Here is a 25,143-nt window from a genome sequence, read left to right as displayed (position 1 = left end):
CCGTCCGATCATGCAAAACATGCGCTTTCACGGGCTTTGCGCAGAGATATGTTCAGCCCTTGTTGGAGCCCAGCGTCAGGCCGCTGACGAACTGGCGCTGGAGCACGAAGTACACGATCAGGGTCGGGATCGCGGTCAGCAGGGAGCCTGCCGCGACCAGGTTGGGATCGGTGAAGTACTGGCCGGAGAGGTTGTTCAGGGCCGAGGTGATCGGCATGTTCTCGCCGGTGGAGATGAGCACCAGGGCCCAGAAGAAGTCGTTGTAGATCCAGATGGACAAGAGCGTGGCCAGGGCCGCCATCGCCGGCTTGCACAGCGGCAGCGTGATCTGCCAGTACAGCCGCCACACCGAGGCGCCGTCGACCAGCGCGGCCTCCGTCAGCTCGTGCGGCAGCGAGCGCATGTAGTTGCTCAGCACGAACGCGCAGAAGCCGGACTGGAACGCCACATGGATCAGGACCAGGCCGAGCGCGGAGTCGTACAGCTTGCCGCTCGCCGTGATGCCCGGCAGGTCCGTCAGCAGGTACATCCGGTACAGCGGGGTGATGATCACCTGCTGCGGCAGCAGGTTGCCGGCCGTGAAGACCAGCAGCAGCGCGAGGTTGAGGCGGAAGTCGAAGCGGCTGACGTAGAAGGCGACCATCGACGACAGGAACAGCGTCAGCAGCACGGCCGGCACCGCGATCAGCAGCGTGTTGCCGAAGTAGTGCGTCATGTCCGACTGCGTGTACGCGTTCCTGAAGTTCTCCAGGCTCAGCTTGTCCGGCCAGGAGACGTACCCCTTGGTGCTGGTCTCGCTGTACGGCCGCAGCGCCGAGTAGACCGCCCACAGCAGCGGGGCCAGCCAGGCCAGGGCCGTGCCGGTGAGGAAGACGTGCAGCACGATCCGGGCGGGGCGGACCGGGGTGCGCCGCTTCAGCGGGACAGCGGTGCCGCTCATGCGCGCCGCTCCTTCCGGAAGGTGGCCACCAGGTACGGGATGATCACCGCGAGGGAGATCACCAGCAGGACGACGGCGATGGCGGAGCCGTAACCGATGCGGCTGGACTCGCCGATGATGTTGTTGGTCACCAGGATCGACAGCAACTCGGTGCCCTGGGCGCCCTTGTTGAAGACGAAGACCAGGTCGAAGGCGCGCAGGGCCTCGATGATGGTGACGACGAGGACGACCGTGTTGGTCGGGCGCAGGGTGGGGAAGATGACGTTTTTGAACGTCTGCCACTCGTTCGCGCCGTCCAGGGCGGACGCCTCCCGCAGGGACGGGTCGACGCTCTTCAGACCGGCCAGGTAGAGGATCATCATGTAGCCGGTGTGCCGCCAGGACGCGGCGATCAGGACGGCCCACAGGTTGAGGTGCGGGTCGCCGATCCAGTCGATGTAGTGGCCGGGTTTGTTGGCGTCGAGGATGCTGTTGATCAGGCCCGTGTCCGGGTTGTAGACGAGCTGCCAGACGAAACCGATGCACGCCATCGAGATGACGACCGGCAGGAAGAACGCCGTCTGGTAGACCCGGCTGAACCGGATCCGCTTGTCCAGCTGGACGGCCAGGAACAGGCCGAACGGGGTCGGGACGAGGATGAGGACGACGAACCAGATGATGTTGTGCTGGACGGCGGGCCAGAACTGCGGGTTGTCGTCGAAGAGTTGATGGAAGTTGTCCAGGCCCACCCACTTGATCGAGTCGAACCCGATGCCGTCCCACGTGGTGAAGGCGAGCAGGATCGAGGCCAGGGCGGTGACCCAGACGAGGGCCACGTGCAGGACCGTGGGCACGCCCGCCATCAGGGCGAGCGTGACGCGGTCGCGGCGGGTCAGCAGGCGCCGACGGCTCTGCGTCGACTTGTCGTTGGTCATGGCGCCGCTCACGAGGACGCGAAGATCGTCTTCTTCTGGCGCTCGATCGACGACAGCAGGCCGTCCACACCCTTCGGGTTCTGGATGAACTTCTGGAGGGCCGGCTGCATCACCGTGGAGGTGAAGTCCGGGCGGCTGTCACGGTCCATGAACTGGGTGAGGCTCTTGGCCTCGCCGATCATCGTGAACGCCTTCTTCTGCAGCGCCGAGTACGCGGAGGTGTCGGCCTTGTCGGAGGCGGCCACCACGCTGGAGTCGGTCTTCAGGTAGAGCTGTTCGGCCTGCGGGGAGCCCAGGTACTCCAGCAGCTTCAGGACGCCCGCGTGGTTCTTCGGGGCCTTGCTGACCATGAAGCCGTCGGTCGGCGCCTCCACCGTGTCCTGCCCGTACGCCGGGTTGATCTCCGGGAAGGCGAAGAAGTCGAGGTCGTCCAGGTCTGCCTTGTTCGTGAACTGCTGGGCCACGAAGCTGCCCAGCAGATACATGCCGGCCTTCTTCGACACCAGCGTCTGGGCGGCGTCCTCCCAGGTGCGGCCCATCGCGCCGTCCTGGTGGTAGGGGAGGATCTCGGACCAGTGGTCGAAGACGGCCTTCACCTTGGCGTCCGTCCACGACGCCTTGCCCGCCATCAGCTGCACGTGGAAGTCGTAGCCGTTGAGACGGAAGTTGATCTGGTCGAAGGTGCCCATCGCGGGCCACGCGTCCTTGTCGCCGAAGGCGATCGGGACCAGGCCGTCCTTCTTCATCTGCTTGCACAGGGCGGTCAACTGGTCCCAGGTGGTGGGGACTTGGTAGCCGTGCTGCTGGAAGACGCTTCGGCGGTAGAAGATCGCCCAGGGGTAGGTGGTCATCGGCACGAAGTAGTACTTGCCGTCCTCGCCCTTGCTGAGCTTCTTCATCGCCTCGGGGAAGTTGCCCCCGATCTTCTGCCACACGTCGTCGATCGGTGTGGCCAGTTTCTTCGCCGCGAAGAACTGCATGCGGTAGCCGGCGAACCAGTTGAACACGTCGTCCGGGGTGCCCTGGAGGTAGGTGTTGATCTGCTCCTGGAAAGTGTTGTGATCCTTCGTGTTCACATGCACGGTGAGGCCGGACTGCTGCTTGAAGGCCGCGTAGACGCTCGCGAAGGCCTGCTTCGGCACCGCGTCCGAGGCGTTGGAGCCGAGCGTGACGGTCTTCGGGTCGGCGGAGGAACCGCTGCCGCCGCAGGCGGACAGCAGGGGTATGCCGGCGCCGGCGAGCAGGGCGGCGCCACCGGCTCCGCGCAGCAGCGAGCGGCGGCTGGGGCCAGGGACGGAAAGACCGGAAGAACCGGAAGAACCAGAAGAACCAGAAGAAGGGGACAGGCGCATGGCGGCTCCCAGTGAAAAGTTTTCGAAACCGATCAGAAACCAACTTGCCCAAACATCACGGGCGTAATCACAGCCCCACTTCCGCTCATGCGTCAATAGGTAAGTGCGGTCCAGGGTGAAGGTCATGGGCGTGCCGGGAAAAGGGAAGGTAGATGGGGATCAGCGGCCCCGTCCCTGATTTGTGCTTACATTCAGACCTGTTACTGAAATGATGTCTTGACAAAGTATTGACAGCAGGCCTGGCAGGGACTTGGATCCCGTGCCAACGCAACAGCGTCCCGCTCCGCCCCGTCCCACAGTGAGGTGCAGGAATGATGGACCGCTCTTCCCGCTTCCGCTCCCGCAGACTGGCCCCCGTCGTGGCCGTGGCCGCCGCGGCGGCCCTCACCCTCGCCGGCTGCTCCAGCAGCTCCGGCGGCAAGAAGGCCGAGGAGGGAGCGGCGAACGCCTCCGCGGGCAAGGCCAACACCCCCCGGATGACGGTCGCGCTGGTCACCCACGCGCCGCCCGGCGACACCTTCTGGGACACCGTCCGCAAGGGTGCTCAGGCCGCGGCGGCCAAGGACAACGTCAAGCTCGTCTACTCCTCCGACCAGAACGCCGGCAACCAGGCCAACCTGGTGCAGAACGCGATCGACCAGAAGGTCGACGGCATAGCCGTCACCCTCGCCAAGCCCGACGCGATGAAGAGCGTGCTCGGCAAGGCGCAGCAGGCGGGCATACCGGTGGTCGGCCTGAACTCGGGACTGAGCGACTGGAAGAAGCTGGGGCTGCTGGAGTTCTTCGGGCAGGACGAGAGCGTGGCCGGTGAGGCGTTCGGTGACAAGCTGAACACCACCGGAGCCAAGAAGATCGTCTGTGTGATCCACGAACAGGGCAACGTGGGCCTCACCCAGCGCTGCGACGGCGTGAAGAAGACGTTCAAGGGCACGACTGAGACCCTGTACGTGAACGGCACCGACATGCCGTCCGTGAAGTCGACGATCACCGCGAAGCTGAAGCAGGACAGCTCCATCGACACCGTCGTCACCCTCGGCGCCCCGTTCGCGCTGACCGCGGTGCAGTCGCTGGGCGACGCGGGCAGCAAGGCCAAGGTGGCCACCTTCGACCTCAACAAGGAACTGGTGAAGGCCGTACAGAACGGCTCCATCGAGTTCGCCGTCGACCAGCAGCCCTACCTGCAGGGCTACCTGGCGGTCGACTCCCTGTGGCTCTACAAGAACAACGGCAACTACAGCGGCGGCGGCGTCCAGCCGGTGCTCACCGGCCCGGCCTTCGTCGACAAGTCCAACGTCGACAAGGTCGCCCAGTTCGCCGCGAAGGGCACCCGGTGATGAGCATGGCCCAGCACGCCGGGCCGGCGGTGGGCACACCGCCGGCGTCCGGCCCCGAGGAGAGAGACGGCCGCACCGCCCGGCGCCCGCTGCTGCTCCGGCTGCTGGCCCGGCCCGAGGTGGGCGTCTTCCTCGGCGCCGTCGCCGTACTGATCTTCTTCCTGATCGCCGCGCCCTCCGTCCGCCAGGGCAGCTCGATGGCGACGGTCCTGTACCAGTCCTCGACCATCGGCATCATGGCCCTCCCGGTGGCCCTGCTGATGATCGGCGGCGAGTTCGACCTGTCCTCCGGCGTCGCCGTCATCAGCTCCGCGCTCACCGCGAGCATGCTCAGCTACCAGCTCACGGTGAACGTGTGGACCGGCGTGATCGTCGCGCTGCTCGTCTCCCTCGCCATCGGCGCCTTCAACGGCTGGATGGTGGTGAAGACCGGGCTGCCCAGCTTCCTGGTCACCCTCGGCACCTTCCTGATCCTGCAGGGCGCCAACCTGGCCGTGACCAAGCTGGTCACCGGCAACGTCGCCACCGACGACATCAGCGACATGGACGGCTTCGACCAGGCCAAGAAGGTCTTCGCCTCGTCCTTCGACGTCGGGGGCGTCCAGGTGAAGAGCACCGTGGTCTGGTGGCTGGGCTTCGCGGCCCTCGCCACCTGGGTGCTGCTGCGCACCAAGTACGGCAACTGGGTCTTCGCCGTCGGCGGCAACAAGGAGAGCGCCCGCGCCGTCGGTGTCCCCGTGACCTTCACCAAGATCACGCTGTTCATGCTGGTCGGCTTCGGCGCCTGGTTCGTCGGCATGCACAACCTGTTCTCCTTCAACACCGTGCAGTCGGGCGAGGGCGTCGGCCAGGAGCTGATCTACATCGCCGCCGCCGTCATCGGCGGCTGTCTGCTCACCGGCGGCTACGGCTCCGCGATCGGCCCCGTCTTCGGCGCGTTCATGTTCGGCATGGTCAACCAGGGCATCGTGTACGCCGGCTGGAACCCCGACTGGTTCAAGGCCTTCCTCGGAGTGATGCTGCTCGGCGCCGTCCTGATCAATCTGTGGGTCCAGCGCACGGCGACCCGGAGGTGACCTCATGACCAGCAACGCAGCCGGCACCCACGGCGCCGTCCTCCAGGACACCGTGCCCGCGGGCGAGGGCCCCCTCGTGGAACTGCGCCGTGCCGGCAAGTCCTACGGCAACATCCGCGCCCTGCACGGCGTCGACCTCACGGTGTACCCGAGCCAGGTGACCTGCGTCCTCGGTGACAACGGCGCCGGCAAGTCCACCCTCATCAAGATCATCTCGGGGCTGCACCAGCACACCGAGGGCGAGTTCTTCGTGGACGGGCACCCGGTGCGCTTCAGCACCCCGCGCGAGGCCCTCGACAAGGGCATCGCCACCGTCTACCAGGACCTCGCCACCGTGCCCCTGATGCCGGTGTGGCGGAACTTCTTCCTCGGCTCGGAGATGACCAAGGGCCCCTGGCCCCTGCGCCGCCTCGACATCGGCCGCATGAAGAAGACCGCCGACCGGGAACTGCGCAACATGGGCATCGTCCTGGACGACCTGGAGCAGCCCATCGGCACCCTCTCCGGCGGTCAGCGCCAGTGCGTGGCGATCGCCCGCGCCGTCTACTTCGGCGCCCGCGTCCTCATCCTCGACGAGCCGACCGCCGCCCTCGGCGTCAAGCAGTCCGGAGTGGTCCTGAAGTACATCGCCGCCGCCCGCGACCGCGGCCTCGGCGTCATCTTCATCACCCACAACCCCCACCACGCCTACATGGTCGGCGACCACTTCACCGTGCTGCGCCTCGGCACCCTCGAACTGTCCGCCGACCGCAGCGAGATCACCCTGGAGGAGCTGACCAACCACATGGCCGGCGGCGCCGAACTCGCCGCCCTCAAGCACGAACTGGCCCAGGTGCGCGGCGTCGACGTCGACGAACTCCCCGAGGAGAGCGACCTCACCGCACCCGGGGCCAACCCGCCCGAAGGGACCTCCTGACCATGCCCCACGCCCTCGACCGCATCCGGGTCGGCTCGGCCCCCGACTCCTGGGGCGTCTGGTTCCCCGACGACCCACGCCAGGTGCCCTGGGAACGCTTCCTGGACGAGGTCGCCGAGGCCGGCTACGACTGGATCGAACTCGGCCCGTACGGCTACCTCCCCACCGACCCGGCGCGGCTGACGGACGAACTGGGGCGGCGCAGCCTGAAGGTGTCGGCGGGTACGGTCTTCACCGGCCTGCACCGCGGCCCCTCGGTCTGGGAGTCCACCTGGGCACACGTCGGCCAGGTCGCCGCGCTCACCCGGGCCATGGGCGCCCGGCACCTCGTCGTCATCCCCTCCTTCTGGCGGGACGACAAGACCGCCGAGATCCTGGAGCCGCCGGAGCTGACGGCCGAGCAGTGGGCGCACCTGACCAAGGGCATGGAACGGCTCGGCCACGAGGTCAGGGAGGCGTACGGCCTCGAACTCGTCGTGCATCCGCACGCCGACACCCACATCGACACCGAGGCACATGTCGAACGGTTTCTCGACTCCACCGACTCCGAACTGGTCAACCTCTGCCTGGACACCGGGCACTACGCCTATTGCGGCGGGGACAGCGTCAAGCTGATCGAGACCTACGGCGAGCGGATCGGCTACCTGCACCTCAAGCAGGTCGACCCGGAGATCCTGGCCGGCGTGCGGGCCGAGGGCACCCCGTTCGGCCCGGCGGTCGCACAGGGGGTGATGTGTGAACCGCCGTCCGGAGTCCCCGAGTTGGGGCCGGTGCTGGAGGCCGCACAGCGGCTCGGGGTGGAGCTGTTCGCGATCGTCGAGCAGGACATGTACCCGTGCGAGCCGGACGCTCCGCTGCCGATCGCGGCGCGCACCCGCCGGTTCCTGCGCTCGTGCGGGGCCTGAGGGGGATCAGGGGGATCCAGCAGGTCCTGAGGACGCAGGACGCCCGGGAACCAACGGTGGTTCCCGGGCGTTCGTCATGGTGTACGAGGGACGTCCGCGAAGACGAGGAGGACGGGATGACGCACGGCACGCAACACGGGGAGACCGTGGAGGGTGCGGCGACCGGGGAGGCCGCCCGCCGTCGGGCCCGCTTCGGCGCGCTGCCCGAGCGGATACGCCCGGAGGACACGGTGGAGACCAGGCCGGCGACGCTGCCGGACCCCGCGCGGGACGCGTACAACGCTGACGAGTGGCTGGTGCGTTACTGCGCCTGACCGGCCGACGCGTGCGGCGCCGGGCACCGGGCCGGCGCGCCGCACGGTTGACTCACCCCCGCCGTACTTCCGCGAGTGTCACCGGCCGGTGCTCGTGCAGCGACCGGGTGCAGGCCTCCGCGATCCAGCCCGCCTCCAGCGCGTCCTCGATCGTGCAGGGGGAGGGCCGGGTGCCCGCCACCAGCTCGGTGAACGCGGTGAGTTCGGCGCGGTAGGCGTCGGTGAAGCGGTCCATGAAGAAGTCGTGCGGGGTGCCGGCCGGGAAGGTCACCCCGGGCTCGACCGAGCGGAGCGGCAGCTGGTCGTCCAGGCCGACGGCGATGGAGTCCCCGAAGCCGTGCAGCTCCATGCGGACGTCGTAACCCCGGGCGTTGTGCCGGGAGTTGGAGACCACCGCGATCGTGCCGTCGTCCAGGGTGAGGATCGCGCCCGTGGTGTCGGCGTCGCCCGCCTCCTTGATGTAGTCGGCGCCCCGGTTGCCGCCGACCGCGTACACCTCGGTGACCTCGCGGCCGGTCACCCAGCGGATGATGTCGAAGTCGTGCACGGAACAGTCCCGGAAGATGCCACCGGAGGCGGCGATGTACGCGGCCGGCGGCGGCGCCGGGTCCAGGGTCGTCGAGCGGACCGTGTGCAGCTTGCCCAGTTCCCCGCTGTGTACGGCCTCCCGGGCGGCGACGAAGCCGGCGTCGAAGCGGCGGTTGTAGCCGATCTGGACCGGCACGTCACTGCCCCGGACGGCCCTGAGTACCTCGACGCCCTCCGCCATGGTCCGGGCGACGGGCTTCTCGCAGAAGACCGGCACGCCCGCCTCGACTCCGGCCCGGATCAGCGCCGGGTGGGCGTCGGTGGCCGCCGCGATCACCAGCCCGTCCACCCCCGCGGCCAGCACCGCCTCCGGGGAGTCGGCGACCTCGGCCCCGAACCGCTCGGCGGCGGCCTTGGCCGCGTCCGCGAGCGGGTCGGCGACGACGAGGGACTCGACGGCGCCGAGTCCGGAGAGGGTCTCGGCGTGGAACGCGCCGATGCGGCCGAGACCGAGGATTCCGATACGCATGGGTTGAACAGTTCCTTTCGGTCACGGAAGTGACGTGGTGGTGCGTGCCATTCTTGTGGTGGTCCCGCCGTGCAACCTGCCTACGGCACCGGCAGGTTGACCCACCTCCCGCTCTCGGCCGACCGCGCCATGGCGTCCAGCACGGCGGCGCTGCGCACGGCGTCCGCGAGTGTGGCGCCGTACGGCGTGCCCTCGGCGACGGAGCGCAGGAACCGGTACGCCTCGATGACCTTCAGGTCGTCGTAGCCCATGGCGTTGGCCGCGCCCGGCTGGAACGCGGCGAACTCGCCCGCGCCCGGGCCGACGTACACCGTGCTCACGGGCTGGTCCTGGTACGCCGTACCGCGGCTGACCCCGAGTTCGTTCATCCTCCTGAAGTCCCAGAACACCGCCCCCTTGGTGCCGTGCACCTCGAAGCCGTAGTTGTTCTGCTCGCCGACCGAGACCCGGCAGGCCTCCAGGACCCCGCGGGCGCCGGAGGCGAAGCGCAGCAGGCAGTTGACGTAGTCCTCGTTCTCGACCGGCCCCAGCTCGCCGCCGGTGGCGAGCGCGTGGCCCGCGGTGGCCCGGGTCGGGCGGGCCCGCTCGGGGACGAAGACGGCGGTGTCCGCAGTGAGGGAGGCGAGGTCGCCGAGCAGGAAGCAGGCCAGGTCGGCGCCGTGCGAGGCCAGGTCGCCGAGGACCCCGCTGCCGCCGCGCGCCCGCTCGTACCGCCAAGTCAGCGCCCCGTCCGGGTGGGCGGCGTAATCGCTGAACAGCCGGATGCGGACATGCGTGACGGTACCGAGCTCGCCGGAGGCGATCAGCTCGCGGGCGGCCTCCACGGCGGGCGCGTTGCGGTAGTTGAAGCCGACCGCGCCCTGCACGCCCGCCTTGGCGACGGCGTCGGCGACCGCGCGGGCATCCTCGGCACTCAGGCCCACCGGCTTCTCGATCCAGATGTGCTTGCCGGCCTCGGCCATCGCCACGCCGAGCTCCCGGTGCAGGAAGTTCGGCGCGGTGATGCTGACGGCCTGGACGCGCGGATCGGCGGCCACCTCGCGCCAGTCACGGGTAGCGGAGGCGAACCCGAACCGCGCGGCGGCCTCCTCCGCGCGGCCCGGCACCTCCTCGGCCACCGTGACCAGCCGGGGGCGCAGCGGCAGCTGCGGATAGTGGTGCGGGAGGCGGACATACGCCTGGGTGTGCACCCGGCCCATCCAGCCGAACCCGACGACGGCGACACCGAGCGCATCCACCATGACAGCCCCTCACTCGGACCGGTCCATCTCCTGTCCAGGTCACGATGTCCGGACATGAACTGGGCTGTCAAGAAGCGCGGGCCCGCGCTGACCCGTCAGAGGTGGTCGGAGGGGCAGAGAGGGGGCGGGCGCGGTCAGAGGTTGATGGCGTAGGCCTTGCGCAGCGTCTCGTGCACGGTCCACGTCGTACGGTCGCCCGCGCGCAGCACGGCCATGTCGCCCGGCCCGACCTTCAGCGTCGGACCGCCCTCGACCTCGATCGTCGCCGAGCCGCTGATCACGACGAACAGCTCGTCCGCCTCGGTGTCGGTGACCACGCCGGGCGTGATCTGCCAGATGCCGCGGATCTGCCGGCCGTCCGCCGACTCCCAGACCACCTTGCCGGTCACCTCGGGGGTCCCGGAGACGATCTGCTCCGGGTCGAGGGGCTCGGGTTCGAGGTCGGCGTCGGGGATGTGGAGAGCGAAGCTGTGCGTCATGAGGCCGACCCTAGCCAGCGCCCGTGCCGTGCCGCCGCAGACAGTGTGTGGGGCATACGGCCTGGTGAGAGGACACTTCGTCGGGCGTGGGGGCGGGGCGAGGACGGGCGGTGGACCCGTGGCCGACTGGCGGTGGCGCCGGGCCCGGGTGATCGTGGAGGGCATGGCTGACCGCACGGCGGCCCCCGGTGAGCCGCACCGGGGGCACGACACGCGCGAGGCCGTCCTGTTCGGCGGGGTCTACGGCGCCGTCCTCGCCAGCTCGATGGTCGCCGCGCTCTCCAAGTACGGCCGCAGCGACGCCGCCGTGCGCCGCTACGACGCCGCCTGGCTGCTGGTGACCGCGCTGGCCTCCGCCCTCGCCCACGGCTATGCCCACTACATCGCCGAGCGGGGCGCGCACCGCCGCTGGGACGTGCTGCGGAGCCTGCGGAACGAGTGGCCGCTGGTCGCGGTCGTCCTGCCCTCGGTGTTCCTGCTGGCGGGCGCCGGCTGGCACTGGTGGGCGGCGAACGGTGTCCAGTACGTGGTGTTCGGTCTCAACATCGCGATCCTGTTCACCCTCGGCATGGTCACCGCCCGCTGGACGACGCGGAGTTGGCCGGTCTCCGTCCTCGTGGGCGCGGCGGACGCGCTGCTGGGCGTGGGTGTGGTGGTGGCGAACGCGTTCATCAAGTAGGCACCCCGGGGCGCCGCTGGGCATGGAGTCGGTATGACCACCGAACCGGCCGCCCCGCGCGCATCTGGACACGGACGCGGTGTTCGCCGTCAAGGACAGCCTGGTCAAGGACTGGAGCCCGCGCAGCCGAGGTGACCGGGGCACCCGCACAGGTGCGGTAGGGTTGACCTGCGTGATCACGCGGAACGCTCCGCGTGGACCCGCAACGGGACGTGGCGCAGCTTGGTAGCGCACTTGACTGGGGGTCAAGGGGTCGCAGGTTCAAATCCTGTCGTCCCGACTTGCGAAAACGCAGGTCGGAGGCCGTGCTGGAGTAATCCGGCACGGCCTCTTGACCATTCTTGGGGACACGCCGAGCAGCTGTACGCCGAGGCCACGACCACGTCGCCCGAAGTCCCTGGCCGGCAAGTTCAGCAAGGGCCTCCGGTGCAGGGACTGCCGCATTCCCCTGGTGCCGTCGCGAGCTGCCCGTCGGCGCGAGTGAGAGCGGGCAGGTGTGTGGTCGATCGGCAGGTCGGGGCGCCAGGCGGTGAGGATCTGGGCGCTGCACTCGAACAGGTTCGGGGGTAGGGAGTCCAGTGGCCACCAGCGCCAGTCGCCGACGCTCTCGTCGGGCTGGTCGGCAGGCTCTCCGCGCCACCGTGTGACGAGCGCGCCGAAGGTGATGCGGACGACGTCGCCTGCCTGGTCGAGGAGCATGCCCAGGAGGCGGACGTCGGCGGGGTCCGCGTACAGGCCGGTCTCCTCGGCGAGTTCACGCACGACTGCCTCCTGCAGAGACTCGCCCGGCTCCACAGTCCCGCCGGGCAGCTCTCGTGTGCCCAGCCGGTGCCGGCCCAGGAGCAGGCCCCGGGGCCCGAGGAGCACGGCGCCGACGCCCACCGCCGCGCGGGCGACAGGCGGCTTCGCGGTACGGGGACGGGCGGTGATCCGGGCCGGTCGGTAGACCTGGAACAGCCGGTAGGAGGCGTGGTTGTTCTCCTGCGGCGCATCGAGGACGGTGACGCTCTTCACGCGAAGCCCGTACTGGACGAGCAGGTCTTCCCACAACTCGGGTGTGAGCACCCACATGTGCACGGTGAGGTCGTCGCCGTCCAGCAGGCGCAGGATCTCCGGGCGTGGGACGACGGTCGAGCTGGGGCCGTCGCAGGCGGAGTTGGTGTGCAGCACGGTGAAGCACAGCCGGCCCCCGGGCTTGAGGGCGGTCGCCAGGGCGGGCAGGAGTCGGTGCGGGTCGAGGAAGTGGACGGTGCTGAGGGAGAGGATCACGTCGTACGGCGCTGCCGTGCCCAGGTGCTCGACGGCGTCGGCGTGGACCAGCCGCAGTCCCGGCACATCGGGATAGCGGACGCGGGCCCGCTTGAGTTGGCTGGGGGAAGCGTCGACGCCGTCGACCTGCGCGCCGTAGGCGCGGGCCAGGTGTGCGGCGTGCCGGGCGGGGCCGCAGCCGAGGTCCAGGACGCGCAGACCCCTCAGGTCCCCGAGGATGTCGTCCCCCGGCCCGTTCGCCGCGGGACCCCAGGCGATCTGGTCCACTTCCGTCAGGGGCGTACCGCGCCGCAGGTGGTGTGCTCCGTAGGCGTCCCAGGCGAGGCGTGTCTGCCGCTCGGTGTCCAACACGGTGGCTCCAAAGTCGAGTTCAGGGGCGGAGGGCGTAGCAGCGCAGCACGTCGAGATCGGCGGTCCGGACGTCGGACCAGCGTGTGGTGAGCATCGCGGCCTCGGCGGCGGTGATCCCGAGGTGCTTGAGGGGGGCGCTGTCCTCGCGACGGCCGGCGAGTTCGGTGACGACCCAGAAGGTGCCGCCGGGTGCCAGGACTTGGCGGACGCGGTCGATGAACGCCGGCTTGTCGTCCATCCACCGGTAGACCAGGCGGCAGGTGACGACCGCGTACGCGGGGTCCGGGAGGGCGCTGAGGTCGTCGGCGGTGAAGTCCATCAGATGCCAGGTCGGCCCGTCGTCGCGCTGCGCGTTCTGGGCTGCGGTGATGGCGCTGGGCGCGAAGTCGATGCCGGTGGTGCGGTAACCGAACTGGTGGAGGCGACGGGCGAGGGCGCCGTCGCCGGTGCCGATGTCGAGAGCCGGGCGTCCGCGGCCGGGCTCGACATGATCCGCCAAAAGCGTAGCTTCGGCGCTGGTGGTTTTCCGGTACCGGCGTCCGCCGGCCCAGAGCGGTTCCCAATAGCCGGGGCCGGCAGTAACAGTCGTCATTCGTCTCCTTCGCGAGCGGGCGGCACCGGCGCGGCCGTGGCCCCGGTGGGCGGGGTTGGGTGCGGGATGGCGGGTGCCGGCGCGTACTGGGCGGCCTGGGCGTCGAACATCGCGGCGTAGCGGCCCTGGGCAGCCATCAGCTCTTGGTGATTGCCCTGTTCGGCCAGTCGGCCCTGGTGCAGGACGTAGATGCGGTCGGCGTGCCGGACGCCGGACATGCGGTGGGTGACCAGGACGACGGCCCGGTTCGGGGCGGCGAGCCGGCGGATACGGTCGAAGGCGGCGATCTCCGCTTGTGGGTCGAGGGCGGAAGTGGGCTCGTCCACGATGAGGACGCCGTCGGCCGCTGAGGTGGAGCTGCGCCAGTGGGTGCGGGCCAGGCCGATCTTCTGCCACTCGCCGCCGGACAGTTCGCTTGCGCCGCGGAACATCCGGGCCAGCAGGCTCTGCAGGCCGTCGGGGAGTTTCTCGATGACGGGTCCGGCCCCGGCGTAGTCGACGGACGGCTGCAGGTCCTCGGGGCCGGCTTCATGGGCGGGGCGGCCGATCCGGATGTTCATCGCTGCCGTGACGGGCCAGCGTTGAAAGTCCTGGGTGAGCAGTGCGACGCGGTCGAAGAGGTGGGAGCGGTCCAGGGACGCCACCTCGGCATCACCCCATAGAACGGTCCCGCTCTGCGGCAGCAGGAGGCCCGACAGCACCTTCATCAGAGTGCTCTTGCCGGAACCGTTCTCGCCGACCACCGCGGTGACCGAGCCCATGGGCAGTGCGAGCGACACACCGTCCAGGGCAGGGCTCTGGCGGTCTGGGTAGTGGTAGGTGACCTGGTCGAGGACCACCTGCTTCACCCGTGTGGGAACGGGATCGCCTCCGCGAGGGATGGCCCGCCGTGCGGCCTCGTTCAGGAAGCGGGAGTGATCGCGGACGTAGAGGGACTCCTCGTGCAGCTGGTTCACGTTCATCACCAGTGCGCCCAGGCTCGCCGAGCCGGAGCGGACGGCGATGACCGCGGTCCCGGCTACGGCCAGACTCATGTGCCCGCTCATGATCAGCAAGAACATGGTCCCGTACGTTGCCGCCATAGCCAGACCGGACATGGCGGCAGCGACCCACTCCGTGGCGGCCTTGCTGGAGGCCAGCCGCTCCTGCTCGGCTTCGGCGCTCTCGGCCATGCGCTGGTACCGGCCGAGCAGGAACGGACCGACGGCGTGGATGCGTACCTCCTGGGCTGCGCTGCGCTCGGTGAGCAGATTGCCGATAAGGCGGCCGGCCCGTACATGCTCGATCCAGGTCATCACCGACACATATCGTTCTTGCGCCACGCGCATGGCGCCCCAACCCCGTGGGGCGGCGATCAGGATCAGCATGGGCAGCAATGCCGGGTGCAGGGCAGTGAGCACACCGGCCGTTGCGATCAGTGAGATGGTGCCGTTCAGGGCGGCTACGCACGCGCTGATCATGCGGCGGGCGGATGCCGCACCGTACTGGGCGACGTCGATCAGCCTGCGGAAGTCCGGGTCCTCGATGGCTTCCAGTTCGACCGAAGCCGCGGCGGCCAGGTACTGAGTGGTGGCGATCCGCTCGACGAGAGGTTCCAGGCGGCCCGCCCGTGAGGTGGACCATCCGGCGAAAGCCGAGTTGACCACCGCGATCCCGGCGGCGGCGAGCAGCCCGGGCAACACCGCGTGCAACCGCTGCACCGCCGTGCCCGAGCCGAGCAGCGCGTGCATGACCGCATTGACCGCGAGCAGCCCGACGGCTGCCGCGATGCCTTGTCCGATCTCGCTGTATGTGACGGCAAGCAAGGCACGCCGGTCCGCGTCCCACGCCATCCGTAAGGTCGTCCCGACCAGCCCTGGCATGGAGCGCAGGGCGGACAGCAGGGTCAGGTCCAGTCGCGCGTGCTCGTGTTCGGACCAGCCCGTGTCGTAGCGCAGAGGACCCCCGAACAGCTCATGTTCGGCGTCGGAAACCTGGGGTTCGACCATCCGCACACGTCCGAAGAACCGCATCACAGGACGCCTCCTTGTGTAGGCCGGTGAAGAGCCCGGTATGCGGGCCGATGAGTGAGGCCGCTCTTGGATTCGGTCATGCCAGGTACCTCGTATCCGGTCGCGCTGCGCTCTGGGCGGCGTCAACTTGGCGCCAGGATCGAGTGGAGCACGGGACGGCCGGCCGGAGACGTTCGAATACGGCGGCAGGATCGACGAGGGCGGGTACAGGATTCACGGGGTCCTCCAAACGGACGCGCGAGGGGTACTGGTGCTCTAACAACGGCCCCCGGATGGACCTGTAACGGGCAGTACCGGAGCAGATCGTGGACAGATGTTCTATGGGGTGATTGAGGGCAAGCGCGCCTTGCCCGGGGGCGTGCCTGTGTCGCTCGAACGGCTCGGATCACCCCTTCGAGGTATTGCGGGGGAGAGTCCGTCAGGCGCGGTTCCCGGCCCGGTTCACTGCGGGCGGGCCCGGAGACCAGCCTCCGCGAGATCAAGAAGTCGGCGGAACACGCCCAGCGGATCTCTTCCGTCCCTTCCGTCCGCGGTTTCTTCATGGTTCCTGCCGGTTTTCGTCACTGCCGCGTCACAGGTGCTGCGCGGTGGAACCCCTGGTCAGGCGGCTCTGTCTCCGTCGGTGAGCACCGGCTCGGAGCCGGTCGTCCTGTGCACGCCGAACCTCGGGGGACCCCATGCAGCACCGAAACACCATCCGCGTCGCCGCGTCGGCGATTGCAGCGATCGCGGCGACCGTGTCGCTGACCGCGTGCCAGTCGGGCGACGACGGGCACGCGTCCAAGGCACCGTCCCAGGCCCCGATCATCGGGGCTCCGTCCCCCACGGCCCCTTCCGCCACGGCCCCTTCCCCCGCGGCAGCCTCTCCTACGGCCTCCTCGCCGGCCGCCTCCTCGCCCGCGAGCCCGGCCGCGCCTGTCTCACCGGCGTCCGACACCTCGACCCACGCCGTACCGGCGTGCGCGGCCACGTCGCTGGAGGCGACGGCGTACCAGGCTGCCGTACGCCCGGACGGCACGGGCACCGGAGCGGCGGTCGTCCAGTTCGTCAACGTGTCCGGCAAGGCGTGCGTCCTGCAGGGCCACCCGACGGTGGCCGGGGCGGGCATGGGTTCGCCCGAGCACAACACCCCGCTGGCGGTGACCGCTGCCGGTGCCGCGTCGACCGTGAAGCTGGCGCCCGGCGGCAAGGCGTGGGTGAAGCTGACCTTCGTCCAGGTGCAGGGCGAGGGTGACGGCTACTGCGTGTCCGGCGCGAAGCCCGCCTCGTACCCGACGCTGGTGGTCGGGCTGCCCGGCGCCGGGGCACATCAAGTCGCTCTGACGGACGGGGTGTTCGCCGAGTGCGACAACAAGGTCACGGCGACGGCGGTCTCGGCGGCGAAGCCGTCCTGACGATGGCGCGAGGGCGCGGGCGTCGACCGTCCCGTCAGCGGGCCGCTGTCGCGTTCACGGCGGCCCGCGCCGCCCGCTCCACCCGTGCGACGCCGTCCTGCATCGACGCGTGGCCGTCCGAGAGGACCGCGACGAGGTAGTGGTGGCCGCCCGTCGTGATCAGGCCGACGCTGTTGACGTCCCACAGCCCGGTCGTGTTCCGCTCCAGCCAGCCGTTCTTCAGGGCCCACCCGGAGCCGGCCGCCGCCGAGACGCCCCAGGACTGCTCGGTGGCGATCCGGCGCATCAGGGTGCCGATGTAGGCGCGGGACGCCTGGTTGAGCGCGGGCGCGGAGCCCGTCTTCGTGGTCGGGCCGGTGTCGAAGACCGCGCGCAGCAGTCGTATCTGGTCGCTCGCCGTGGTGCGGGTCAGCCCCCACTTGGCGCCGGGGCCGCCCGTGGTGGAGGTCAGGCCCAGCCGCTTGTTCGCCGCCTGGAGGCCGGGGGCGAGGCCGATGCGCCGCCAGAGGGCGTTCGCGGCCGTGTTGTCGCTGTGCTCGATCATCGTCTCCGCCTGGGCGCGCTCCTGGGCGGTCAGGGCGTGCCCGGAGTCCTGCGCCTGTAGCAGCAGCGTGGCGAGGATGTCGACCTTGACGATGCTCGCGGTGTCGTAGGGGGTGTCGGCGCCGTACAGCGCGGGCTGCCGGCCGGTGGCGTCCAGGTCGAGCACCGCTGTCGTCACGCGCGGTGCCGGGGTCGGCACCGTGGCTGTGGCCGCCTGTGCCGGGCTGAGGGTGCCGGCCGTGACCAGCGTCGTCAGTGTGGCCGCGAGCACGCCGCAGAGCGACAGGGAACGGGTTCGGTTCGGCATGGAGTGAACGTAGACAAGACGCCGCCTCGGCGAAGTGACGGCTGCCACGAAAAGGTCTCTTTACGGGCTGTTTGTGAGCAGAGCAACAGATATGCGCACCAATAGTCACCGAGCCTCGCACGGCGTGACCGGCAGGCCGTGGGGGAACAATGTGACCAGAGGGGCGGACCGGCACCCGGGAGGCGTCATGGGCACATCAGCGGAGCCACGAGTGACCGGCCTGGAGATCCGGTCCATCGACTACGTCCCCCTGGACGAGCGGCACGGCAAGCTCTGGCACCTCGGCCCGCTGTGGTTCATGTCCAACGCCCAGATCGCCACCCTGGCGGTCGGCCTGATCAGCATCACCGAGGGCGGCAACCTCATCTGGTCGCTGCTCTCCATCGTCGCCGGCACCGTCATCGGCACCTTCTTCATGGCCTTCCACTCGGCCCAGGGGCCCCAGCTGGGCCTGCCGCAGATGATCCAGTCGCGGCCCCAGTTCGGCTACGTCGGCGCCCTCCTGGTGTGGCTCTTCGCCTACGTGCAGTACGCGGGGTTCAACGTCTTCAACAGCATCCTCGCCGCGGACTCCCTGCACACCACCCTGCACGGGAGCGTCAAGCTGTGGGTGGTCGTGGTCACCGTGATCGCGCTCGTCATCGCGCTGGTGGGCTACGACATCATCCACAAGGCCGAGCGGTTCCTGACGTACACCTTCCTGGTCATCTTCGGGATCTTCACCGTCGGCGTCCTCGTCACCCTGCACTACCCGGCGGGCTCCTTCGACCTCGGCGGCTTCAAGTGGACGCCGTTCCTCGCCCAGTTCGGTGTCGTCGCCGGCTACCAGATCAGCTGGGCCATCTACGTCTCGGACTACTCGCGCTATCTCCCGCCGGACGTGACGGTCCGCAAGACCTTCTACTGGACGTACTTCGGCTCCGCGCTCGGCGGGATCTGGCTGATGGTGCTCGGGTCCCTGCTGGCGGCCTGGGCCGGCAAGGACTTCGAGACCATCAAGTCGATCAACGCGGCCGGCGACAAGGTGTTCAGCGGGTTCGGCGCGATCGTGCTGCTCTTCGCCGCTCTCGGCCTGGTGTCCGTCACCGCGCTGAACATGTACGGCGGTTCGCTGACGCTCATCAGCGCCATCGACTCGTTCAAGCGGGTCCGGCCCACGCTCGCGGTACGCCTGGTGACCCTCGGTCTGACCGCGGCGCTCTCCCTGGTCGGCGCGCTGGCCGCGACCTCCAACTTCCTGGAGAACTTCAACAACTTCCTGCTGCTGGTGCTCTACCTGTTCATCCCGTGGACCGCGGTGAACCTCATGGACTACTACGTCGTGCGCCGCGGCCACTACGCCGTCGCCGAGATCTTCAACCCGCACGGAATCTACGGGCGTTGGGGCTGGCACGGCATCACCGCCTACCTGGCGGGCTTCGTGGCCATGATCCCGTTCTTCTCCGTCGGGACCCTGTATGTCGGCCCCGCCGCCAAGGCGCTCGGCGGAGCCGACATCTCCCTGTTCATCGGACTGCCGGTCTCCGCGCTGCTGTACTGGTGGCTGACCCGCTCGATCGACGTGGAGGCCGAGACGCGGGTCGCCGAGGCGGAGGCGGTGGCCCTGGAGCGGGCGGCACACGAGCACCGCGAGCCCTGAACTGCGAAGTTCCCCTGGCCGGAAGCGCGTTCAGTCCTGCGGGTCTGTCCTTCCCGTCGCGCCCGTCGCCTTCGCCGCCCACAGGCTCCGGACATGTCCCAGGTGCCGGGTCATGATCGCGTGTACGGCCGTCTCGTCGCGCTCCAGCAGCGCGTCGAGGAGTTCCAGGTGCTCCTCGGCCGAGGCCAGCAGGCGGCCCGCCTCGACCAGGGCGGTCAGGCCGTAGAGGCGGGAGCGCCCCCGCAGGTCCGCGACCACCTCGACCAGGTGGGCGTTGCCCGCGAGGGCGAGCAGGCCCAGGTGGAAGCGGGTGTCGGCCTCGACGTAAGCGATCAGGTCGCCCGCCACCGCCGCGGTCACGATCTCCCGGGCGGCCGGGCGCAGCGCCTCCAGCGAGACCCGGTCGGCGGTGCGGGCCAGCTCCACCACGGTGGGGATCTCGATGAGCGCACGGATGTGCGTGTACTCGTCGAGCTGCTGGTCGGAGACCGCGGTGACCCGGAAGCCCTTGTTGGGCACCGTGTCGACCAGCCCCTCCTTGGCGAGGTCCAGCATCGCCTCCCGCACCGGCGTCGCCGACACACCGAAGCGGGCGGCGAGCGACGGCGCCGAGTGGACCTCGCCCGGCCGCAGCTCGCCCGCGATCAGCGCGGCCCGCAGTGCGTCGGCGACCCGCTCGCGGTAGCTGCTCCGCCGGCCGCCGAGCCGGGGGAGCGCGGGTGCGTCCGCACCCTGTGGACCCTGTGGTCTCTGTGCCATGTCACGCATCATCGCAGACTGGTCATCGTCTGGTTGTCGCCCGGTCGTCGCAGCCTAGAGTACGAACCCTTCCGGGAAGGGATCGGTCGGGTCGAGCAGGTACTGGGCGGTGCCGGTGATCCAGGCGCGGCCGGTGAAGCTCGGCAGGACGGCGGGGATTCCGGCGACCTCGGTCGTGCCCAGGAGCCGGCCCGTGAACCGGGTGCCGATGAACGACTCGTTCACGAACTCGGTGTGCAGCGGGAGTTCGCCCCGCGCGTGCAGTTGCGCCATGCGCGCGCTCGTACCCGTGCCGCAGGGGGAGCGGTCGAACCAGCCGGGGTGGATGGCCATCGCATGCCTGGAGAGGCGAGCGGTGGCGCCGGGCGCGTACAGGTGGACGTGGTGGCAGCCGCGGATGGACGGGTCCTCCGGGTGCACCGGCTCCTCCTCGGCGTTGATCGCCTCCATCAGCGCCAGCCCGGCGGCGAGGATGTCGTCCTTGCGGGCCCGGTCGAAGGGCAGGCCGAACTCCTCCAGCGGCAGGATGGCGTAGAAGTTGCCGCCGTAGGCGAGGTCGTACGTCACCGTGCGCCCGTCGGCGAGCACCGCCTTGCGGTCCAGGCCGACACTGAAGGACGGCACATTGCGCAACGTGACGTTCTTGGCGGCACCGTCCTCGACCGCGACCTCGGCCACCACGACGCCCGCCGGGGTGTCCAGGCGGATCGTGGTCACCGGCTCCACGACCTCCACCATGCCGGTCTCGACCAGCACGGTGGCCACCCCGATCGTGCCGTGCCCGCACATCGGCAGATAGCCGGACACCTCGATGTAGATCACGCCCCAGTCGCAGTCGGGGCGGGTCGGCGGCTGGAGGATCGCGCCGCTCATCGCGGAGTGACCGCGCGGCTCGTTCATCAGCAACTGCTTGACGGGGTCGCGGTGTTCACGGAAGTACAGGCGTCGTTCGTTCATCGTCGCACCCGGTACGGTGCCGATCCCGCCGGTGATCACCCGGGTCGGCATGCCCTCGGTGTGCGAGTCGACGGCGTGCAGGACGAGCTTGCTGCGCATGCTCTGGCCTCCTTCTCAGCCTTCTTTCTCGGCCTTCACGGACTTCACAGACTTCACGGACTTCTCAGGCGAGTCCGGCGGCCACGGCCTTCTCGGTGGCTGCCCGGACCGCGGCCTCCTGCTCCGGCAGCAAGGGCACGCGCGGCGGGCGCACCGGGCCGCCGTAGCGGCCGACGATGTCCATGGACAGCTTGATGGCCTGCACGAACTCCGTCCGCGAGTCCCAGCGCAGCAGCGAGTGCAGCTGCCGGTACAGGGGGAGCGCGGTGGTGAGGTCGCCGGCCACGGCGGCGCGGTACAGCTCCGCCGAGGCCGCGGGCAGGGCGTTCGGGTACCCGGCCACCCAGCCCTTGGCGCCCGCCATGGCCAGCTCCAGCAGGACGTCGTCGGCGCCGATCAACAGGTCCAGTTCCGGGGCGAGTTCGGCGATCCGGTACGCGCGGCGGACGTCGCCGGAGAACTCCTTGACGGCGTGGACGTGGCCCTCGCCGTGCAGCCGGGCGAGGAGTTCGGGCGCGAGGTCGACCTTGGTGTCGATCGGGTTGTTGTACGCCACCACGGGCAGGCCCGCCCTGGCGACCTCGGCGTAGTGCGCGACCACGGAACGCTCGTCGGCGCGATAGGCGTTGGGCGGCAGCAGCATCACCGAGGCGCAGCCGGCCTCGCCCGCCTGCTCGGTCCAGCGGCGGGCCTCGGCGGAGCCGTACGCGGCGACGCCCGGCATCACCCGCGCACCGCCGACCGCGGCCACGGCCGTCTCCACCACCTTGGCGCGCTCCTGAGCGGTGAGCACCTGGTACTCGCCGAGCGAGCCGTTCGGCACGACGCCGTCGCAGCCGTTCGCGACGAGCCAGGCGCAGTGCTCGGCGAACCGGTCGTAGTCGACCGAGAGGTCGGCGCGGAGGGGGAGCGCGGTGGCGACGAGGATGCCGCGCCAGGGTCGGTTCTCCGGGTGGGTCATGAAGGGCCCCAATCAAATAGGGTGTGACATGTTACTGCGCCGTGCTGAGGTCTGCTCGGGGTGTGCTCGCGGTCAGTCCGGCCGCTCCACGGGCAGTTCGGCCAGTACCCCGAGCGGCACCGGCCGGGCGAACGGCCGTCGTCCCGGGGTGAGCGGGCAGCCGGCCACGCCCGCCACCGCCGGTGCGCAGACCCGGCCCTGGCACCAGCCCATCCCGGCCCGGGTCAGCAGCTTCACGGTGCGCAGGTCGCCCGCGCCGAGCGTGCCGGCGGCTGTACGGACCTCCCTGGCGGTGACCTCCTCGCAGCGGCACACCACCGTGTCGTCCGTGACCTGGTCCGCCCAGCCCGCGGGTGGTGCGTACACGGCGTCGACGGCCGCGTAGAACGCTCGCAGCCCCTTGCGGCTCCGGGCGGCGGCGGCCCAGCCGCGCGGGTCGGGGGCCCTGCCGTACAGGCGGGCGGCGATCGAGCGTCCGGCGATGTGCCCCTCGGCCAGCGCGAGCGAGGAGCCGCCGATCCCGGTGGTCTCGCCTGCGGCCCAGACGCCGGGCACGTCGGTGCGCTGCTCGTCGTCGACGCGTACGTCCGTCCCGGACAGGGCGCAGCCGAGGGTCTCGGCGAGATCGGTGTGCGGCAGCATGCCGTGTCCGACGGCGAGGGTGTCGCACGGGATGCGGCGCGAACTGCCGGGTCGCGGGCGCCCGTTGCGGTCCAGTGCGGCGACGGTGACCGCCTCCAGGTGCTCGGTGCCGTGCGCCTCGACCACGGTGTGCCGGGGCAGGGCACGCACGCCGTGCCTCAGCAACTGCCCCGCGTACCCGGCGCCTTCGGCGAGCTTGCCGGGCTGCGCGGCCAGCTCGGGCGCCCGCCGCAGCAGGGCCGCCGGTCCGGCCGCTTCGACCAGCGCGACCACGCGGGCACCGGCCGCCGCGAATCCGGCGGCCACGGGCAGCAGCAGGACGCCGGTGCCCGCGACGACGGCCCTGCGGCCCGGCAGTACCAGGCCGCCCTTGAGCATGGCCTGCGCACCGCCCGCGGTGACGACGCCGGGGAGCGTCCAGCCGGGGAAGGGCAGCACGCGTTCGTAGCCGCCGGTCGCGAGCAGGACGGCGTCGGCGCGGACGGTGACGCCCTCCTCCTGAGCGTCCTCCTCCTGAGCGTCCTCGTCCTGGGCGGGCCCGCGGAGCGCGTGCACCGTGACCACGCCGGTGTCCGAGTCCCGCTGCACGCACCAGACATGATGATCTGTCAGGTGCGTGATGCGTCCGGCGGTGCGGTGCCGGTCGAGGGCGTCCCGCAGGCGTGTCCAGGTGCGCCACTGGTGGTGCAGGGCCTGCGGGCGGCGGGCGCCGAGGGCGGTGGCGGGCTGCCGCCAGAACTGGCCGCCCGCCTGAGCTGCCGCGTCCACGAGGGTGACGCGCACGCCACGCTCGGCCGCCGCGAGCGCCCCGGCGAGGCCCGCCGGACCCGCGCCGACGACGGCGAGATGCGGTCGCTCAGCCATCGTCTCGCCCCGTCCCCCGCTGCGTGCGGATCACATCGCCCGGCCGTACGACGACCAGACAAGCTCGTTGATTCGCCCGGTCGTTGACCGTCACCAGGCAGTCGAAGCACACACCGATCCCGCAGAACACCCCGCGCGGGAGCCCGGCTTCGCGCGTGCTGCGCCAGGCGGTGACACCGGCTGTCCAGAGGGCTGCCGCGACCGTCTGGCCGGGCAGTGCCTCGACGGGCCGGCCGTCGAAGGTGACGGTGAACGCGGCACCCGGCCGGGCCCGGGTCAACTCCAGTGGATTCACGGGCGGTTGTCTCCCTTCTCCTTGAAGCTCTCCTCGAAGCCGAAGTGCTCCTCGAAGTGCTCCCCGAACCGCTCCGGACGGAACGGCGTGAGGTCCAGCTCCGGTGTCTTTCCGGTCAGCGTCCCGGCGATCAACTGGGCGGTACCGGTGGCCAGTCCGATGCCGGCGCCCTCGTGCCCGCAGGCGTGGAACAGGCCCGGCACTCGCGGGTCGGGGCCGATCGCCGGGAGGTGGTCGGGCAGATACGGCCGGAACCCCGCGTAGGTCCGCAGCGCCCGCACCCGCTCCAGGAACGGGAACAGCCCGATCGCTCCGGCCGCGAGCGCCCGCACTGCCGGCAGCGACAAGGACCGGTCGAAGCCGACCCGTTCGCGGGTCGCCCCGATCAGGACGGGACCGGCGGCGGTGCCCTCCACGACCGGCGAGGTCCGCAGGCCCGCCGAGTCGCTCGCCACGTCGGCGACGTAGTCCGCGGCGTACACCTTGTGCCGGACCATGCGCGGCAGCGGCTCGGTGACCAGGACGAAGCCGCGGCGCGGGAGCACCGGCAGCCGTACGCCCGCCAGCGCCGCGATCTCGCCGCCCCAGGTGCCGGCCGCGTTCACCACCGCGGGCGCGTGGATGTCGCCCCGGTCCGTGCGGACGCCGAGCACGGCGCCGTCCGCCGCGCGCAGCACCCCGGTCACGGTCCGGCCCGTGTGCAGTCGTGCGCCGGAGACGCGGAGGAGGTGGGCCGCGGCCAGCGCGGGCATCACCTGGGCGTCCTGCGGGTAGTGCACCGCACCCGCCATTCCGGGCACCAAGTGCGGTTCCAGGTCGGGGAGTTCGTCGGGGCCGACCGGCTCGGCCGTGACCCCGGCGGCGCGCTGGCCCGCCGCGAAGGCGTGCAGCGCGGTGAGTGTGGCGGGCGTGGCGGCCACCACGACACCGCCCTTGGGCTCGTACTCGATCGACGCCCCCAGCTCCTCCGCCAGCTCCGCCCACAACCGGGCGGACAGCAGCGCGAGTTCCAGTTCGGGGCCGGGTTCCTTGTCGGAGACGAGCAGGTTGCCCTCGCCGGCACCCGTGGTGCCGCCGGCCACCGGGCCCCGGTCCACCACTCTCACGTCCAGGCCGGACCGGGCTGCGTACAAGGCGCAGGCCGCGCCTGCCATCCCGGCTCCGACGACCACGACATCGCAGGTCAGTCGCTTCGCCATGCCAGTACTATGTCACATGTTTCCCTCTCTGAGGAGACCCCGTTCACACCCGC

Annotated in this window: 24 protein-coding genes and 1 tRNA gene; 9 read left to right on the top strand and 16 right to left on the bottom strand. The window is 70.3% G+C overall.

The annotated features are described in order from the left end of the window. Positions 1–52 precede the first annotated feature (52 nt). From ACWD35_RS12135 to ACWD35_RS12125, 3 genes are read right to left on the bottom strand one after another with little or no spacing between them, the layout of a single operon-like run. The gene (locus ACWD35_RS12135) at positions 53–940 is read right to left on the bottom strand and encodes a carbohydrate ABC transporter permease (RefSeq protein WP_451351081.1); all 888 of its coding nucleotides are present in this window, start codon (positions 938–940) and stop codon (positions 53–55) included. Further along, complete coding sequence (locus ACWD35_RS12130; protein ID WP_451351080.1) at positions 937–1,854, bottom strand: carbohydrate ABC transporter permease; 918 nt, start codon at positions 1,852–1,854, stop codon at positions 937–939. Before ACWD35_RS12130 ends, ACWD35_RS12135 begins: the two co-directional genes overlap by 4 nt. A gap of 8 nt (positions 1,855–1,862) precedes the next feature. Next, positions 1,863–3,206, bottom strand: a complete 1,344-nt coding sequence (locus tag ACWD35_RS12125) for an ABC transporter substrate-binding protein (protein WP_451351079.1) — start codon at positions 3,204–3,206, stop codon at positions 1,863–1,865. A 314-nt stretch (positions 3,207–3,520) separates the two neighbouring features. On the opposite strand from ACWD35_RS12125, the gene ACWD35_RS12120 reads away from it, so the two are divergent. From ACWD35_RS12120 to ACWD35_RS12100, 5 genes are all read left to right on the top strand, one after another. Beyond that, complete coding sequence (locus ACWD35_RS12120; protein WP_451351078.1) at positions 3,521–4,540, top strand: sugar ABC transporter substrate-binding protein; 1,020 nt, start codon at positions 3,521–3,523, stop codon at positions 4,538–4,540. Then, positions 4,540–5,616: an ABC transporter permease gene (locus ACWD35_RS12115; protein ID WP_451351077.1), complete on the top strand. Its 1,077-nt coding sequence runs from the start codon at positions 4,540–4,542 to the stop codon at positions 5,614–5,616. The genes ACWD35_RS12120 and ACWD35_RS12115 overlap by 1 nt, the downstream gene beginning before the upstream one ends. A 4-nt stretch (positions 5,617–5,620) precedes the next feature. Then, complete coding sequence (locus ACWD35_RS12110) at positions 5,621–6,532, top strand: ATP-binding cassette domain-containing protein (protein WP_451351076.1); 912 nt, start codon at positions 5,621–5,623, stop codon at positions 6,530–6,532. A gap of 2 nt (positions 6,533–6,534) precedes the next feature. Then, positions 6,535–7,437 carry a sugar phosphate isomerase/epimerase family protein gene (locus ACWD35_RS12105; RefSeq protein WP_451351075.1) on the top strand — a complete coding sequence of 301 codons (903 nt, stop codon included), beginning with the start codon at positions 6,535–6,537 and terminating at the stop codon, positions 7,435–7,437. Between the two features lie 116 nt (positions 7,438–7,553). Continuing rightward, entirely contained in the window at positions 7,554–7,751 is a 198-nt protein-coding gene (locus tag ACWD35_RS12100; protein WP_451351074.1) for a hypothetical protein, read from the top strand. 52 nt (positions 7,752–7,803) lie between these two features. Here ACWD35_RS12100 and ACWD35_RS12095 read toward each other — a convergent pair whose 3' ends face one another. The 3 genes from ACWD35_RS12095 to ACWD35_RS12085 all read right to left on the bottom strand — a co-directional run bounded on the left by ACWD35_RS12095 (position 7,804) and on the right by ACWD35_RS12085 (position 10,528). Continuing rightward, on the bottom strand, positions 7,804–8,808 hold the full coding sequence (locus ACWD35_RS12095; protein ID WP_451351073.1) for a Gfo/Idh/MocA family protein: 1,005 nt from the start codon (positions 8,806–8,808) through the stop codon (positions 7,804–7,806). Between the two features lie 80 nt (positions 8,809–8,888). Beyond that, positions 8,889–10,049, bottom strand: coding sequence for a Gfo/Idh/MocA family protein (locus ACWD35_RS12090; RefSeq protein WP_451351072.1), 1,161 nt, complete (start codon positions 10,047–10,049; stop codon positions 8,889–8,891). 134 nt (positions 10,050–10,183) lie between these two features. Then, positions 10,184–10,528, bottom strand: a complete 345-nt coding sequence (locus ACWD35_RS12085; protein ID WP_451351071.1) for a cupin domain-containing protein — start codon at positions 10,526–10,528, stop codon at positions 10,184–10,186. Positions 10,529–10,691: 163 nt separating this feature from the next. Between ACWD35_RS12085 and ACWD35_RS12080 the strand changes: the two genes are divergently transcribed. Both ACWD35_RS12080 and ACWD35_RS12075 read left to right on the top strand, forming a co-directional pair. Beyond that, positions 10,692–11,207 carry a hypothetical protein gene (locus ACWD35_RS12080; RefSeq protein WP_451351104.1) on the top strand — a complete coding sequence of 172 codons (516 nt, stop codon included), beginning with the start codon at positions 10,692–10,694 and terminating at the stop codon, positions 11,205–11,207. A gap of 206 nt (positions 11,208–11,413) precedes the next feature. After that, positions 11,414–11,487, top strand: a tRNA-Pro gene (locus tag ACWD35_RS12075). Here ACWD35_RS12075 and ACWD35_RS12070 read toward each other — a convergent pair. The 3 genes from ACWD35_RS12070 to ACWD35_RS12060 form a co-directional block, all read right to left on the bottom strand. Beyond that, complete coding sequence (locus ACWD35_RS12070; protein ID WP_451351070.1) at positions 11,469–12,827, bottom strand: bifunctional class I SAM-dependent methyltransferase/NUDIX hydrolase; 1,359 nt, start codon at positions 12,825–12,827, stop codon at positions 11,469–11,471. The genes ACWD35_RS12075 and ACWD35_RS12070 overlap by 19 nt on opposite strands. Positions 12,828–12,846: 19 nt before the next feature. Continuing rightward, positions 12,847–13,326, bottom strand: coding sequence for a class I SAM-dependent methyltransferase (locus tag ACWD35_RS12065; protein WP_451351069.1), 480 nt, complete (start codon positions 13,324–13,326; stop codon positions 12,847–12,849). An 89-nt stretch (positions 13,327–13,415) separates the two neighbouring features. Continuing rightward, positions 13,416–15,431, bottom strand: coding sequence for an ABC transporter ATP-binding protein (locus tag ACWD35_RS12060; protein ID WP_451351068.1), 2,016 nt, complete (start codon positions 15,429–15,431; stop codon positions 13,416–13,418). Between the two features lie 677 nt (positions 15,432–16,108). On the opposite strand from ACWD35_RS12060, the gene ACWD35_RS12055 reads away from it, so the two are divergent. Then, positions 16,109–16,825, top strand: a complete 717-nt coding sequence (locus ACWD35_RS12055; RefSeq protein ID WP_451351067.1) for a DUF4232 domain-containing protein — start codon at positions 16,109–16,111, stop codon at positions 16,823–16,825. A 34-nt stretch (positions 16,826–16,859) separates the two neighbouring features. Here the strand turns inward: ACWD35_RS12055 and ACWD35_RS12050 are convergent, their stop codons facing one another. After that, entirely contained in the window at positions 16,860–17,675 is an 816-nt protein-coding gene (locus tag ACWD35_RS12050; RefSeq protein ID WP_451351066.1) for a serine hydrolase, read from the bottom strand. Positions 17,676–17,862: 187 nt separating this feature from the next. On the opposite strand from ACWD35_RS12050, the gene ACWD35_RS12045 reads away from it, so the two are divergent. Further along, complete coding sequence (locus ACWD35_RS12045; RefSeq protein ID WP_451351065.1) at positions 17,863–19,314, top strand: purine-cytosine permease family protein; 1,452 nt, start codon at positions 17,863–17,865, stop codon at positions 19,312–19,314. A gap of 30 nt (positions 19,315–19,344) precedes the next feature. Here the strand turns inward: ACWD35_RS12045 and ACWD35_RS12040 are convergent, their stop codons facing one another. From ACWD35_RS12040 to ACWD35_RS12015, 6 genes are all read right to left on the bottom strand, one after another. Then, a complete protein-coding gene (locus ACWD35_RS12040; protein WP_451351064.1) occupies positions 19,345–20,073 on the bottom strand; it encodes a GntR family transcriptional regulator in 729 nt (242 codons plus the stop codon). Positions 20,074–20,127: 54 nt separating this feature from the next. Beyond that, the gene (locus ACWD35_RS12035; protein ID WP_451351063.1) at positions 20,128–21,129 is read right to left on the bottom strand and encodes a proline racemase family protein; all 1,002 of its coding nucleotides are present in this window, start codon (positions 21,127–21,129) and stop codon (positions 20,128–20,130) included. Between the two features lie 64 nt (positions 21,130–21,193). After that, a complete protein-coding gene (locus ACWD35_RS12030; protein ID WP_451351062.1) occupies positions 21,194–22,090 on the bottom strand; it encodes a dihydrodipicolinate synthase family protein in 897 nt (298 codons plus the stop codon). Between the two features lie 72 nt (positions 22,091–22,162). Next, positions 22,163–23,596, bottom strand: a complete 1,434-nt coding sequence (locus ACWD35_RS12025; RefSeq protein ID WP_451351061.1) for an FAD/NAD(P)-dependent oxidoreductase — start codon at positions 23,594–23,596, stop codon at positions 22,163–22,165. Next, positions 23,589–23,891, bottom strand: coding sequence for a (2Fe-2S)-binding protein (locus ACWD35_RS12020; protein ID WP_451351060.1), 303 nt, complete (start codon positions 23,889–23,891; stop codon positions 23,589–23,591). Before ACWD35_RS12020 ends, ACWD35_RS12025 begins: the two co-directional genes overlap by 8 nt. Further along, a complete protein-coding gene (locus tag ACWD35_RS12015) occupies positions 23,888–25,090 on the bottom strand; it encodes an NAD(P)/FAD-dependent oxidoreductase (protein WP_451351059.1) in 1,203 nt (400 codons plus the stop codon). Before ACWD35_RS12015 ends, ACWD35_RS12020 begins: the two co-directional genes overlap by 4 nt. Positions 25,091–25,143: the final 53 nt, after the last annotated feature.

This window comes from Streptomyces sp. NPDC002671, assembly GCF_053592475.1.
The sequence above is the reverse complement of the archived record's forward strand: the minus strand, read 5'-3'. Positions and strand labels throughout refer to the sequence as shown.

What these genes read in the sequence shown, in the direction of transcription:
- ACWD35_RS12025 (WP_451351061.1), bottom strand. Translation starts at nt 23,596, where the DNA reads ATGGCTGAGCGACCGCATCTCGCCGTCGTCGGCGCGGGTCCGGCGGGC.
- ACWD35_RS12130 (WP_451351080.1), bottom strand. Translation starts at nt 1,854, where the DNA reads ATGACCAACGACAAGTCGACGCAGAGCCGTCGGCGCCTGCTGACCCGC.
- ACWD35_RS12100 (WP_451351074.1), top strand. Translation starts at nt 7,554, where the DNA reads ATGACGCACGGCACGCAACACGGGGAGACCGTGGAGGGTGCGGCGACC.
- ACWD35_RS12120 (WP_451351078.1), top strand. Translation starts at nt 3,521, where the DNA reads ATGGACCGCTCTTCCCGCTTCCGCTCCCGCAGACTGGCCCCCGTCGTG.
- ACWD35_RS12040 (WP_451351064.1), bottom strand. Translation starts at nt 20,073, where the DNA reads ATGGCACAGAGACCACAGGGTCCACAGGGTGCGGACGCACCCGCGCTC.
- ACWD35_RS12085 (WP_451351071.1), bottom strand. Translation starts at nt 10,528, where the DNA reads ATGACGCACAGCTTCGCTCTCCACATCCCCGACGCCGACCTCGAACCC.
- ACWD35_RS12090 (WP_451351072.1), bottom strand. Translation starts at nt 10,049, where the DNA reads ATGGTGGATGCGCTCGGTGTCGCCGTCGTCGGGTTCGGCTGGATGGGC.
- ACWD35_RS12080 (WP_451351104.1), top strand. Translation starts at nt 10,692, where the DNA reads ATGGCTGACCGCACGGCGGCCCCCGGTGAGCCGCACCGGGGGCACGAC.
- ACWD35_RS12115 (WP_451351077.1), top strand. Translation starts at nt 4,540, where the DNA reads ATGAGCATGGCCCAGCACGCCGGGCCGGCGGTGGGCACACCGCCGGCG.
- ACWD35_RS12125 (WP_451351079.1), bottom strand. Translation starts at nt 3,206, where the DNA reads ATGCGCCTGTCCCCTTCTTCTGGTTCTTCTGGTTCTTCCGGTTCTTCC.
- ACWD35_RS12030 (WP_451351062.1), bottom strand. Translation starts at nt 22,090, where the DNA reads ATGACCCACCCGGAGAACCGACCCTGGCGCGGCATCCTCGTCGCCACC.
- ACWD35_RS12055 (WP_451351067.1), top strand. Translation starts at nt 16,109, where the DNA reads ATGCAGCACCGAAACACCATCCGCGTCGCCGCGTCGGCGATTGCAGCG.
- ACWD35_RS12045 (WP_451351065.1), top strand. Translation starts at nt 17,863, where the DNA reads ATGGGCACATCAGCGGAGCCACGAGTGACCGGCCTGGAGATCCGGTCC.
- ACWD35_RS12050 (WP_451351066.1), bottom strand. Translation starts at nt 17,675, where the DNA reads ATGCCGAACCGAACCCGTTCCCTGTCGCTCTGCGGCGTGCTCGCGGCC.
- ACWD35_RS12015 (WP_451351059.1), bottom strand. Translation starts at nt 25,090, where the DNA reads ATGGCGAAGCGACTGACCTGCGATGTCGTGGTCGTCGGAGCCGGGATG.
- ACWD35_RS12110 (WP_451351076.1), top strand. Translation starts at nt 5,621, where the DNA reads ATGACCAGCAACGCAGCCGGCACCCACGGCGCCGTCCTCCAGGACACC.
- ACWD35_RS12105 (WP_451351075.1), top strand. Translation starts at nt 6,535, where the DNA reads ATGCCCCACGCCCTCGACCGCATCCGGGTCGGCTCGGCCCCCGACTCC.
- ACWD35_RS12095 (WP_451351073.1), bottom strand. Translation starts at nt 8,808, where the DNA reads ATGCGTATCGGAATCCTCGGTCTCGGCCGCATCGGCGCGTTCCACGCC.
- ACWD35_RS12035 (WP_451351063.1), bottom strand. Translation starts at nt 21,129, where the DNA reads ATGCGCAGCAAGCTCGTCCTGCACGCCGTCGACTCGCACACCGAGGGC.
- ACWD35_RS12060 (WP_451351068.1), bottom strand. Translation starts at nt 15,431, where the DNA reads ATGCGGTTCTTCGGACGTGTGCGGATGGTCGAACCCCAGGTTTCCGAC.
- ACWD35_RS12135 (WP_451351081.1), bottom strand. Translation starts at nt 940, where the DNA reads ATGAGCGGCACCGCTGTCCCGCTGAAGCGGCGCACCCCGGTCCGCCCC.